This window comes from Butyrivibrio sp. (genome assembly GCF_024699075.1).
The window spans coordinates 24,887-36,434 of the sequence record NZ_JAILQF010000106.1 but is presented as its reverse complement, the minus strand read 5'-3'; the positions used below and the strand labels follow the sequence as shown (position 1 = coordinate 36,434).

The 11,548-nt window shown below is 39.4% G+C and carries 13 protein-coding genes and 1 tRNA gene; 13 read left to right on the top strand and 1 reads right to left on the bottom strand.

Annotation, left to right across the window (positions count from 1 at the left end):
• The first annotated feature begins 340 nt into the window (after positions 1 to 340).
• The 12 genes from K6G87_RS04285 (at position 341) to K6G87_RS04230 (ending at position 9,800) form a co-directional block, all read left to right on the top strand.
• Positions 341 to 616, top strand: coding sequence for an IreB family regulatory phosphoprotein (locus K6G87_RS04285; protein WP_296834352.1), 276 nt, complete (start codon positions 341 to 343; stop codon positions 614 to 616).
• Positions 617 to 643: 27 nt separating this feature from the next.
• Positions 644 to 1,087, top strand: a complete 444-nt coding sequence (gene ruvX, locus K6G87_RS04280) for a Holliday junction resolvase RuvX (RefSeq protein ID WP_296834364.1) — start codon at positions 644 to 646, stop codon at positions 1,085 to 1,087.
• Positions 1,088 to 1,130: 43 nt separating this feature from the next.
• Positions 1,131 to 1,394 carry a DUF1292 domain-containing protein gene (locus tag K6G87_RS04275; RefSeq protein ID WP_296834349.1) on the top strand — a complete coding sequence of 88 codons (264 nt, stop codon included), beginning with the start codon at positions 1,131 to 1,133 and terminating at the stop codon, positions 1,392 to 1,394.
• A 48-nt stretch (positions 1,395 to 1,442) separates the two neighbouring features.
• The gene (locus K6G87_RS04270) at positions 1,443 to 1,910 is read left to right on the top strand and encodes a Fur family transcriptional regulator (protein ID WP_296834346.1); all 468 of its coding nucleotides are present in this window, start codon (positions 1,443 to 1,445) and stop codon (positions 1,908 to 1,910) included.
• Positions 1,907 to 3,583, top strand: a complete 1,677-nt coding sequence (locus tag K6G87_RS04265) for a ribonuclease J (protein ID WP_296834344.1) — start codon at positions 1,907 to 1,909, stop codon at positions 3,581 to 3,583. Before K6G87_RS04270 ends, K6G87_RS04265 begins: the two co-directional genes overlap by 4 nt.
• 116 nt (positions 3,584 to 3,699) lie before the next feature.
• Positions 3,700 to 4,239 (top strand): hypothetical protein, encoded by a 540-nt coding sequence (locus K6G87_RS04260; protein WP_296834341.1) that lies wholly within the window; start codon positions 3,700 to 3,702, stop codon positions 4,237 to 4,239.
• Positions 4,239 to 4,916, top strand: coding sequence for an O-methyltransferase (locus K6G87_RS04255; protein ID WP_330669700.1), 678 nt, complete (start codon positions 4,239 to 4,241; stop codon positions 4,914 to 4,916). The genes K6G87_RS04260 and K6G87_RS04255 overlap by 1 nt, the downstream gene beginning before the upstream one ends.
• A gap of 49 nt (positions 4,917 to 4,965) precedes the next feature.
• Entirely contained in the window at positions 4,966 to 6,219 is a 1,254-nt protein-coding gene (locus tag K6G87_RS04250) for a peptidase U32 family protein (protein ID WP_296834337.1), read from the top strand.
• Between the two features lie 87 nt (positions 6,220 to 6,306).
• Positions 6,307 to 6,379 (top strand) — tRNA-Gln (locus tag K6G87_RS04245).
• A 124-nt stretch (positions 6,380 to 6,503) separates the two neighbouring features.
• A complete protein-coding gene (locus K6G87_RS04240) occupies positions 6,504 to 8,114 on the top strand; it encodes a DUF5722 domain-containing protein (protein ID WP_296834335.1) in 1,611 nt (536 codons plus the stop codon).
• A gap of 28 nt (positions 8,115 to 8,142) precedes the next feature.
• Complete coding sequence (locus K6G87_RS04235; protein ID WP_296834331.1) at positions 8,143 to 8,886, top strand: acyl-[acyl-carrier-protein] thioesterase; 744 nt, start codon at positions 8,143 to 8,145, stop codon at positions 8,884 to 8,886.
• A 62-nt stretch (positions 8,887 to 8,948) separates the two neighbouring features.
• Entirely contained in the window at positions 8,949 to 9,800 is an 852-nt protein-coding gene (locus tag K6G87_RS04230; RefSeq protein WP_296834327.1) for a CvfB family protein, read from the top strand.
• Positions 9,801 to 9,955: 155 nt separating this feature from the next.
• On the opposite strand, the gene K6G87_RS04225 is transcribed toward K6G87_RS04230, so the two are convergent.
• A complete protein-coding gene (locus K6G87_RS04225; RefSeq protein WP_296834324.1) occupies positions 9,956 to 10,153 on the bottom strand; it encodes a YjfB family protein in 198 nt (65 codons plus the stop codon).
• A 281-nt stretch (positions 10,154 to 10,434) separates the two neighbouring features.
• Here K6G87_RS04225 and K6G87_RS04220 point away from each other — a divergent pair, with 281 nt between their 5' ends.
• Positions 10,435 to 11,523 (top strand): PucR family transcriptional regulator, encoded by a 1,089-nt coding sequence (locus K6G87_RS04220; RefSeq protein ID WP_296834322.1) that lies wholly within the window; start codon positions 10,435 to 10,437, stop codon positions 11,521 to 11,523.
• The last annotated feature ends 25 nt before the right edge of the window (positions 11,524 to 11,548 follow it).

Here is an 11,548-nt window from a genome sequence, read left to right as displayed (position 1 = left end):
CAAATTGTATATGACAGGTCATACTGAAAGATATGTAAGATTTGCCATGGAAATCTCTGATAACGAGAAAGCTTCAGAATTATCGGGAACTTTTGCAGAAGGTACCTGCACAGGATTCCTTACTGAAGATATTATGATATTTAAATAAACAAAAAAGGCTTTGGGCATGGCTGTTCATAAATAAGGTCATTTTGGCCGTCATAGGCGTATATCTGCTACTTAAAAAAGCGTTAGGGTGACCTGTAATACCGACACTTAAGTTGCACGAAACCAATCATTGGGTTAAAATAAAATTATCTATACGGTTTTTGCGCACATATTAAGTGCAGAAAGGATGCTTATGGCACAGGATCTTGGACATACACAATTTTTTAAAGTTGAAACACCTCAGGAAACTGCAGTTGGAAAAATACTGGAAGTTGTTTATGAAGCTATGGTTGAGAAGGGATACAACCCGGTCAATCAGATAGTTGGATATATTATGTCCGGTGATCCTACATATATAACCAGCCATAACGGAGCCAGAAGTCTTATCAGCAAGGTAGAGCGTGATGAACTTGTTGAAGAAATGCTGACTCAGTATATTCACACTAATAACTGGGATCAGAAGAAGTAATTATCAGGAAGGAAGTTTTTGATCAGTATGAGATATATGGGACTTGACTATGGGTCACGTACCGTTGGTGTTGCTATCAGCGATATGCTTTTGTGTACCGCACAGCCCAAGGAGATAATACGTCGTAAGGAAGAGAATAAGCTCAGGAAGACTCTTGCACGTATTGAGGAACTCATAGTAGAATATGACGTCACAGAAATCGTACTGGGACTTCCTGTAAATATGGATACATCAGTAGGCGAGCGCGCACAGATGGCTCTTTTGTTCAAAGATAAGCTTGAAAGAAGAACGGGACTTCCTGTTCATATGCTTGACGAAAGACTTACAACTGTGGAAGCTGATGAAATAATGGATGAACTGGGAATAAGAGGCAAGGATCGTAAGGAACATGTCGACATGATAGCTGCTGAGCTTATACTTCAGGACTATCTTGACAACATGGCCAAGAAGGATCATCCCGGCAAGTCCTGATTTTGGAATGCCTTAAAACACTAATATAAACGGAAAAATTATTATGGAAAAAATCACACTTAACATTGATGGCGAAGGAACACAGGATTTTTATGCACTTGAGCAGACAGTTGTTGCAGGTAAGACATACCTTTTAGTAACTGATTCTGAGGAAGGCGATGGAGACGCCTTTATTCTTCGTGACGATTCTGATAATAAAGACAGTGAAGCGCTTTACAGCATTGTAGATGATGATCAGGAACTAAAAGCTGTAGGGCAGATATTTGTAAAATTACTTGATGAAGATGGTATAGAACTCGATTTATAATCCTGTGCTTGCTTTAATTCATATACACTAAAGAGAGGGCGACTGACAATGGGAGATCATGAAAATGTGAACCAGGAATCATTTAAGGGCATGCTACGCGATAAGGGACTCAAGGTCACTAATCAGCGTATTTATGTGCTTGAAGCTCTGCAGGCGTCCAAAAAGCAGCATCTCACTGCTGAAGAAATTTATAACAAGGTGAAAGCAGACCATCCCGAGATCGGATTGGCAACTGTTTACAGAACAATACAGGTACTAAGGGAGTTACATCTTATCGATCGAATTAACTTCGATGATGGTAGTGAAAGATATGAGATATCCGATGTGCAATCATCCGGAGGTCGTCATCACCATCATCACCTGATATGCATCAAATGTGGCAAAGTCCTTGAATTTGAGGATGATATGATGGAAGGGCTCGAAGCCTCCATTGCCAGAGAGACTGGATTTCAGGTTATCGATCATGAGGTCAAACTCTACGGTTACTGTAAAGAATGTGGAGGAAACACTGATTGAAGAAACAAAAAAATACAGAGAATACCTCAAAGCTTCAGATCATCCCTTTAGGTGGTCTTGAGCAGATTGGTATGAACATTACTGCCTTCCGTTATGAAGACAGTATTATTGTTGTGGATTGCGGATTGTCATTCCCTGATGATGATATGTTGGGAATAGACCTTGTAATCCCGGATGTAACTTATCTTATCGATAACATTGATAAGGTTAAGGGATTTGTGATCACTCATGGTCATGAGGATCATATTGGAGCTCTTCCTTATATTCTTAAAGAAGTTAATGCTCCTGTTTATGCTACAAGACTTACTATGGGTCTTATCGAGCATAAGCTTGAAGAACATGGACTTATGCGTTCTACACGTCGTAAAGTCGTAAAATTCGGACAGTTCATAAATCTTGGAGATTTCAGAGTCGAATTCATCAAGACCAATCACTCAATTGTTGATGCTGCAGCACTTGCAATTTATTCACCTGCAGGAATCGTAGTTCATACCGGAGATTTCAAGGTTGACTATACTCCTGTTTACGGAGATCCTATAGACCTTCAGAGATTCGGTGAAATTGGTAAAAAAGGTGTACTGGCACTTTTGTGCGATTCTACAAACGCAGAAAGACCGGGATTTACTGCATCAGAGAGAACTGTTGGTGCTACGCTTGATACTCTTTTCCGTGAGCACAAGAAGTCACGTATTATTGTTGCGACATTTGCAAGTAATGTCGATCGTGTGCAGCAGATCATAAATGCGGCTTATCAGTATGACAGAAAGGTTGTCGTAGAGGGCCGAAGTATGGTTACTGTCATCGATATAGCGCAGAAGCTTGAATGTATCAAGGTCCCTGATAACACGCTTATAGATATTGATGAACTTAAGAACTATCCTGATAATAAGCAGGTTATCATAACAACAGGATCTCAGGGTGAGTCTATGGCTGCATTGTCACGTATGGCAGGCGGTCAGCACAAAAAGATTTCAATAAAGCCCGGTGATACGGTTATTTTCTCATCAACACCAATTCCTGGTAATGAGAAGTCTGTAACCAACGTGGTTAATGAGCTTATGATGAAGGGTGCTGAGGTTATATTCCAGGATGTTCATGTATCAGGCCACGCTTGCCAGGAAGACATAAAGCTGATATATAATCTTGTTAAGCCTAAATATTCAGTTCCTGTGCATGGTGAATATCGTCATCTTATTGCACAAAAAGAGATAGCGCTTAAGCTTGGAATACCAAAGGAGAATACCTTTATTCTTAAGTCGGGCGATATCCTTGAGATGGATCAAAACAGCGCAAGAATACATGGAAAGGTTCCTACAGGCGCAGTTCTTGTAGATGGAATCGGAGTCGGCGATGTAGGTAATGTTGTCTTAAGAGATCGTCAGAGACTGGCTCAGGATGGTATTGTCATAGCTGTTGTTGGAATTGATAAGGGTAGTGGTCAGCTTGTATCAGGACCTACTATCGTTTCAAGAGGCTTTGTATATGTCAAAGAGTCTGATGAACTTATAGAAGATGCTACTGATCTTGTTCTGGATGAAGTTACGGAAGTTTTGTCCAGAGGCATTACAGACTGGCCTAAGATCAAGAATCTTATAAAGGATATATTAAGTGATTTTATTTGGAAGAAGACTAAGAGAAGACCTATGATCCTTCCAATAATAATGGACAACTAAGAAACAACTAAGAAAATTGTGTTTGTTATGACACAAAGAATTTGTGCTTTTAAGTCTCTGTGCAAATTCAATAATTAGCTGCTCATTTATCTTTGCAGCATGGAGATTAAGCTAAAATGAACAAAAAAGAAGTAGGCATTTCAATAACCAGTGAAATAATAAGAGTTGTAGTACTCATAATAATCTTGTTTCTGCTAATAAAGTATTCAAAGGTAGCTTATAGCTATGGACGGGGAATATTCAACCAGACAGCAGTTTCTCAAGGCGAAGGAGAATATTTTAACGTTACCATACTTGAAGGTGAGTCTGTAGCAGAGCTTGCAGATGCGCTTGAAGGTGCAGGCCTTATAGAGGATGCTTTTCTTTTCAGGATACAGGAATATTTTTCAGAATATCATGGTCTGGAGCAGCCTGGAGTATATACTCTTTCAACGGCCATGACTCCTGATGAAATGCTTGCTATAATCTGTGCTAATGCCGATACCAGCGATTCTGATTCTTCTGAAGTTGAGAGTAATATTTCAGATGATGCCGATATAGAAGATAATTCTACAGGTACAGGAGCTGCTGAGGGTGAAGATATGGACAGCGATAATGCTGAAACAACTGAAGGTGAAGGCGAAGCAGAAGGCAGCGAAGGAGAAGATTTAGAGTAATGGCAGATCGCTTTTTGGAAGAAGCCCTTATGGCTATGGATCCTGAAAGAATGAGGGATTTTATATGTGCCATGGACAAGGGGAACGCCGATTATCTTGATAAGCTTGAAAAAGAGGCTATAGAAGATGATGTTCCTATTATCAGAAAAGATATGCAGTCTCTTCTTAAGTTTTTGCTTGCTTTGTCGCATCCTTTAAATATTCTGGAAGTAGGAACTGCTACCGGTTTTTCGGCTCTTCTTATGGCTGAATATTCAGATGATCCGGCTGTTATAACTACTATAGAGAAGTATGAAAAGAGAATTCCTGTTGCCAGGCAGCATTTTGATAGCTGGGACAAGAAGAAAAAGATCACTCTTTTGGAGGGAGATGCAGCTGACGTACTTAAAGGACTTAATCCCGGATACGATTTTGTATTTATGGATGCAGCTAAGGGCCAGTATGAAAATTTCCTCCCGGAAGTTATGAGGGTCCTTAAAAAAGGCGGATTGCTTGTTACTGACAACGTTCTTCAGGATGGAGACATAGTTCAGTCAAGATTTGCTGTAACAAGGCGTAACAGGACCATACACGCCCGTATGAGGGAATATATCTATGATATAACTCACAGAGATGATCTTCAGACTGTGATCCTTAATACCGGTGATGGTGTAACGCTTAGTGTTAAGACCAGGTGATATGCCTGTGTTATAAATTGTTGTTTTGTTTTAGAAAGTAGATAAGTTAATGAAAGAAGTAAAGAAACCTGAATTACTGATACCTGCCAGCAGCCTTGAAGTTCTTAAGACTGCTGTTAATTATGGAGCTGATGCCGTGTATATTGGCGGAGAAGCTTTTAGTCTTCGTGCTAAAGCCAGGAATTTTTCCAAAGAAGATATGGCAGCAGGTATTAAATATGCTCATGAGCATGGAGTGCATGTGCATGTAACTGCTAATATCCTTGCTCATAACTATGATCTTAAAGGAGCAGAGGAATATTTTCACGAGCTCAAGGAACTTGGACCGGATGCGCTTATTATCGCAGATCCGGGAATGTTCATGATGGCCAGAAGGATATGTCCTGAAATAGACATACATGTATCAACTCAGGCCAATAATACTAACTATGAGACTTACAAGTTCTGGCATGATCTTGGAGCAAAGCGTGTTGTTGCTGCAAGAGAGCTGTCACTTGCTGAGATCAAAGAGATAAGAGCTAATATTCCTGATGATCTTGAGATAGAATCTTTCATACATGGTGCAATGTGCATATCATATTCAGGAAGATGCCTTTTGTCCAACTATTTTACAGGACGTGATGCCAATCACGGGGCCTGCACACATCCTTGCAGGTGGAAATATGCAGTTGTTGAGGAGTCAAGACCTGGCGAGTACCTTCCTGTATATGAGAATGAGAGAGGCACATTTATCTTCAATTCCAAGGATCTGTGCATGATTGAGCATATTCCGGAGCTTATTGACGCAGGAATTAACTCCTTCAAGATCGAGGGACGTATGAAGACTGCTCTGTATGTGGCTACAGTTGCCCGTACCTATAGAAAAGCTATTGATGATTATCTTGAGTCTGAAGATAAATACCGTGCTAATATGGACTGGTACAAGGATGAGATTGCAAGATGTACTTATCGTCAGTTCACAACAGGCTTTTATTTTGGTAAGCCTTCTGATGAATCACAGATATATGACAGCAATACTTATGTCAATGAATATACTTATCTTGGAATAGTTGAAAGTGTAAATGATAAGGGTCTTGCACGTCTTGAACAGAGAAATAAATTCTCTGTAGGCGAGACTATAGAGATCATGAAACCTGACGGAAGAGATATAGAAACAATGGTTAAGGCAATTTATGCAGAAGATGGTACTTCACAGGAATCAGCACCTCATCCTCAGCAGATAATTGACATAGAACTTGACACCTTACCTGAAGCTGGTGATATTCTTAGAATTCATGCGCCTCAGAACGGAAATCTGCGCTAATAAAAAGCGCGGATTTCCGAGAATAAAAAAACGTTAAAAAAACTGTTGACAGAAATGAACAAAGTGCGTATACTTTTATCTTGTCGATGGGCTATCGCCAAGCGGTAAGGCAACGGACTCTGACTCCGTCACTTCGCAGGTTCGAATCCTGCTAGCCCAGCTACTTAGTTAAAGCTCTACAGTTATTTAACTGTAGAGCTTTTCTTTTTACCTACTTTTCCTGTATAATGAAATAAGTATTGCGCCATGAAAGCGCATCTCAATAAAAATAAGGAGAGAGATAAATGAGAGGGAACAACAGTTTTGTTGCAGGAGTCCGCAGGGGTATTTGTACAATACTTTGTGCAGTGCTGGTAGTTATGTCTATGATGTATTCTGACAGGGGGACAATTACAGCACAGGCAGACGGTTATGTATCACTTAGCGCCAGTATAAGCGGTTCTAACGTAGTCATTAAGGCTACAACATCAAGTGTACCATCAAGTGCTGATGGACTTTATCACTTGTATGCTCAGAATGTATATGACACAGGTGTTACAGGCACAGAGGTTGCTACTGCGGCAGCAGGAAAGACTGCAACTTTTACAGTTGCTCTTAACAATAATTCAGCAAGCTCAATGCTCTATAAGAAGTTCGTCATTGCTACTTCACAGGGCGGAGTTATGACTCAGGTAAGTAATGCAGCATATATTACAAATCCTGAGGTGCTTGCTACTCATACAGTAGCAAGGGTTCAGGCAGGTAAAAAGGGTATCATTCCTGAATCTACTATGATTCATTCAGGCGATATAGTAACTCTTGGAATTGATCAGTGCTCTTACAATCTCCTTATGTCACAGCTTCTTAATAAGAGCGGAGCACAGATAGCATATAACTATAACGGTAAGACTTATAATTTTAATGCAGGAACTGTTCAGGCCTATGACTGGCTCATATCCATGTTCAAGCAGAACAATATCTCCTGTACCATGGTCCTTTTAAATGACTGGCATTCAGACACAACATCAATCAATCCTCTGTCAAGATCAGCAGGACATTCATACTATGCTTATAATGCAGCAGATCAGTCAGGTGTAGAGCTTCTTGCGGCAATCGGTTCATTCCTTGCTTCAAGATACAGCAATCAGGGACTTGGACAGATCGATAACTTTGTAATCGGTAACGAGATCAATGCAAGATATCTCTGGAACTATATGTCCAACGTAGATGTTACGACATACACTGTTGAGAACGCCAATGCATTCCGTGTATTCTACAATGCAATAAAGTCACAGAATGCTAATGCCAATGTTTATACCTGTATCGATCAGATGTGGGCATCAACCAATGAGCCTAACAGATATTATGCAGGAAAAGATTATATCGATATCTTCAATTCCTACATTTCATCAGAAGGTAACATTGACTGGTCACTTGCAGTTCATCCATATGATGTACCACTTACAAACAGCTATGCATGGAATAACTCAACAAAGTATGTAACACATGATATATCTTCACCTTATGTTGCAATGCAGAATATTGAAGTAGTTACAGACTATATGTGTACATCAACATTTAAGGCTCCTGACGGAGATGTAAGATCCATAATCTGTAGTGAGGTTGGATACAGCTCAACAGCCGGTGAAGCTATTCAGGCAGCTGCTATTACATATGCATACGAGGTTGCTATGCACAACCAGTATATAGATGCCTTCATCTATAACAAAGAGATGGATGCAGCAGTAGAAATGGCACAGGGCCTTTCACTTGGACTTGTAACATCAGGTGGTGCTCATAAGCAGGCATATACATATTATCAGAACCTTGACGGTGCTAACGCACAGCAGTATATAAATGCGGCAGCAGCAACTATCGGAGTGACAGATCTTAATTCGATACTGGTAACAAGATAATATTTTTAGAAATTGGACGGAAATACAAATGTATAGTTTTAAATCAAGAATCAGATATAGTGAGATCAACTCTCAGGGCTTCCTATCTATGGAGGCCCTTATGAATTATTTTCAGGATTGTTCTACTTTCCAGTCGGAAGACCTTGGAATCGGACTTGACTATCTTGATAAACAAGGTGCTGCCTGGGTTATAAACTCATGGCAGGTTGATGTTTCAAGATATCCCAAAATTGGCGAAAATGTCATAATCGGTACTATTCCTTATGAGATCAAAGGCTTTATAGGATGCAGAAATTTCTTTATGGATACAGAAGATGGTGAGCGCCTTGCACTTGCCAATTCTATATGGGCCTTTATAAATTTAGAAACAGGAAGACCTGTAAAGGTCACTCCTGACATTATTGATGGCTATCAGATATCAGAAAAGCTTCCAATGGATTATCAGCCAAGGAAAATCCCTTTCCCGGAAGAAGGCGACATAAGAAGCACACAGGAAATATTGATTCATCCTTTTCATCTTGATACCAATCAGCATGTTAACAACAATCAATATATAACTATGGCCATTGATAGCATAAGATCGTTAAAAGAAAGCGATGAAAAAGCACCTTTTGTCAAAAGGCTTCGAGCAGAATACAAGATGCAGGCACATCTTGGAGATGTGATATATCCTATATGCTGCAGTGTTTTGAAAGATGACAGATTAGTACATACAGTTTCTCTGAATGATGAAAATGGTAAAGCTTATTCTGTTATTGAAGTAACAGAGTAACAGGTCATTAGATTGATCATTTTCAAATGTAGTATTTATGAGTTCCCAAAAGGAGGAATGTAATGTTTAATTTAGGTGAAAAGCAGACATTGGTAGTAACCAAGAAAGTTGACTTTGGTATATATCTTGCAGAAGAAGGAACAGATGGAAGTGAAAGAGTACTACTTCCTAAAAAGCAGGTACCTAAGGATATTAAAATAGGCGATAAGCTTGAAGTATTTCTTTATAAAGATTCTGATGACAGGCTTATATCTACTCTTACAGAGCCAAAGCTTATGCTTCATCAGGTAGGAAGACTTACCGTAACAGATGTTGGCAAAGTTGGCGCGTTTATGGACTGGGGTCTTGAGAAAGACGTGCTTCTTCCTTTCCATGAGCAGACAAGAAGGGTGAGAAAAGGCGAAGAGGTCCTTTGCGCACTCTACATAGACAAGTCAAGCCGCCTGTGCGTTACCATGAATGTTTATGAGTATCTGAGTACAGACAGCGGCTATGAGAAAGATTCCCGAGTTAGCGGTGTTGTATACGAAATGAGTGACAACTTTGGAGCTTTTGTTGCAGTAGATGATAAGTATTCTGCTCTTATACCAAAGAAGGAGCTTTATGGTGATATACAGATAGGTGATACTGTAAATGCCAGAGTCATAACAGTTCGTGATGATGGTAAACTTACTCTTAGTATTAGGGAAAAGACTGTTCTGCAGATGGATATAGATGCAAAGAAAATTTTGGAAGAAATTGATGCTTATAACGGTGTCCTTCCTTTCACAGATAAGGCAAGCCCGGATATAATAAGGGATAAGATCTCAATGAGTAAGAACGAATTCAAGAGAGCAGTAGGAAGACTTTTGAAGGAAGGCAAGATCGAGATCTTCGAAAGAGGGATAAGAAAAACTGATAAAGCTGATGAATAATGCAGATAGGTAAAACTGATCTATAAAGCGGATAGATTAACTGATCTATAAAGTGGATGGATAAATAGATAAGATGCCAGTATAAAAAAAGACGCGGCAATTAGGATTGCCGCGTCTTGGCTGCACTGACATTCGAGTGTAACAACAAAATGAGATTATACCGAAGCGTCAAAATTGCCGCCTACACTGGGGTTTACAGATAATTCCAGCTGCTTACCGATAACATCGAGGGTATCAGTCATGGCTTCGCCCATGTCCTGGTAAGTATCGAGCTGTTTTGCAAACATCGCAACGCCAAAGTCGCTTTGAAGTTTGCTCATGGATAATTGAGTAGAGAGTTTAGCAATATCCATATATACCTCACCTCCTTGTGTGGTTATGATTGAAATCATAATCAATCATATCTTATTATGTATATCGGTTGCATAAGCCAAAAAATGATATATAATTTATTTTTGTGCAATTTTTTTAGACGTTTAACATATATATCACCCCGAAAATAACGAAAAACCACTTTAGCTATTAATTATTCACAAAAAATGCCTGTATAATTATGGATTTTTTCACTAAAGTGCTTTACAATATAGCAAGGGGGAAATATCTAATCTTGTGAAATGAAAGGGGCACTTCATAAATGATTTCAAATCAGATATTACAAAATACTATTGATGGCCTTAAGAACATAGCCCATGTTGAGCTTTGTGTTCTTGATGTTGATGGCAAGGAGGTAGCATCTACACTGGCAGAAGCAACAGATGTTTCTGTTTCTGCAAGAGAGTTTGTAGCGTCTCCTGCGGATTCACAGGAAATACAAGGTCAGCAGTATTTCAAAATTTATGATGAACAGCAGCTTGAATATATTCTTATTGCAAAGGGAAGCGGTGAGAATATCTACATGCTTGGAAAGATGATAGCATTCCAGCTTCAGAGTCTGCTTGTTGCCTACAAAGAGCGTTTTGACAAGGATAACTTCATCAAGAATCTCCTTCTTGATAACCTTCTTCTTGTTGATATATATTCACGTGCCAAGAAGCTTCATATCCAGTCTGATTCTCCAAGAGTTACCATGATCATGGAGTCAGATAACGGAAGAGATGCAGGTGCACTTGAACTTACAAGAACACATATTGGCTCTACAGGTGACGACTTTGTAACAGAAGTTGATGAAGATAATGTTATCATTGTCAAAGATGTATCATCACTTGATACTCCTCAGGAGATCAGCAAGTTTGCAGCAGGTCTTGCAGGTGAACTTGAAAAGGAAGGTCTTAAGGGAGTACGTATTGCTGTAGGTACAACAGTCAAAGAGATCAAGGAAGTCAGCCGTTCCTACAAGGAAGCCAAGATGGCTCTTGATGTTGGAAAGATCTTCTTTGAAGGCCGTAAGGTTATAAGCTATGGCGAGCTCGGAATAGGAAGACTTATCTATCAGCTTCCAATACCTCTTTGCAAGATGTTTATAAAAGAGATATTTGGTGGCAAGAATCCTGATGATTTCGATGAAGAAACTCTTGTTACCATAGACAAGTTCTTTGAGAACAACCTTAATGTATCAGAGACATCAAGACAACTCTTCATACATCGTAATACACTTGTATATCGTCTGGACAAGCTTCAGAAGAGTACAGGCCTTGATCTTCGTGTGTTTGAAGATGCTATTACTTTCAAGATTGCACTTATGGTTGTTAAATACATGAAATACATGGAAAAGTTTGAATATTAAAAAATAAGTCCGTTTGCAATAAGTA

What these genes read in the sequence shown, in the direction of transcription:
- K6G87_RS04285 (WP_296834352.1), top strand. Translation starts at nt 341, where the DNA reads ATGGCACAGGATCTTGGACATACACAATTTTTTAAAGTTGAAACACCT.
- ruvX (WP_296834364.1), top strand. Translation starts at nt 644, where the DNA reads ATGAGATATATGGGACTTGACTATGGGTCACGTACCGTTGGTGTTGCT.
- K6G87_RS04275 (WP_296834349.1), top strand. Translation starts at nt 1,131, where the DNA reads ATGGAAAAAATCACACTTAACATTGATGGCGAAGGAACACAGGATTTT.
- K6G87_RS04270 (WP_296834346.1), top strand. Translation starts at nt 1,443, where the DNA reads ATGGGAGATCATGAAAATGTGAACCAGGAATCATTTAAGGGCATGCTA.
- K6G87_RS04260 (WP_296834341.1), top strand. Translation starts at nt 3,700, where the DNA reads ATGAACAAAAAAGAAGTAGGCATTTCAATAACCAGTGAAATAATAAGA.
- K6G87_RS04255 (WP_330669700.1), top strand. Translation starts at nt 4,239, where the DNA reads ATGGCAGATCGCTTTTTGGAAGAAGCCCTTATGGCTATGGATCCTGAA.
- K6G87_RS04250 (WP_296834337.1), top strand. Translation starts at nt 4,966, where the DNA reads ATGAAAGAAGTAAAGAAACCTGAATTACTGATACCTGCCAGCAGCCTT.
- K6G87_RS04240 (WP_296834335.1), top strand. Translation starts at nt 6,504, where the DNA reads ATGAGAGGGAACAACAGTTTTGTTGCAGGAGTCCGCAGGGGTATTTGT.
- K6G87_RS04235 (WP_296834331.1), top strand. Translation starts at nt 8,143, where the DNA reads ATGTATAGTTTTAAATCAAGAATCAGATATAGTGAGATCAACTCTCAG.
- K6G87_RS04230 (WP_296834327.1), top strand. Translation starts at nt 8,949, where the DNA reads ATGTTTAATTTAGGTGAAAAGCAGACATTGGTAGTAACCAAGAAAGTT.
- K6G87_RS04225 (WP_296834324.1), bottom strand. Translation starts at nt 10,153, where the DNA reads ATGGATATTGCTAAACTCTCTACTCAATTATCCATGAGCAAACTTCAA.
- K6G87_RS04220 (WP_296834322.1), top strand. Translation starts at nt 10,435, where the DNA reads ATGATTTCAAATCAGATATTACAAAATACTATTGATGGCCTTAAGAAC.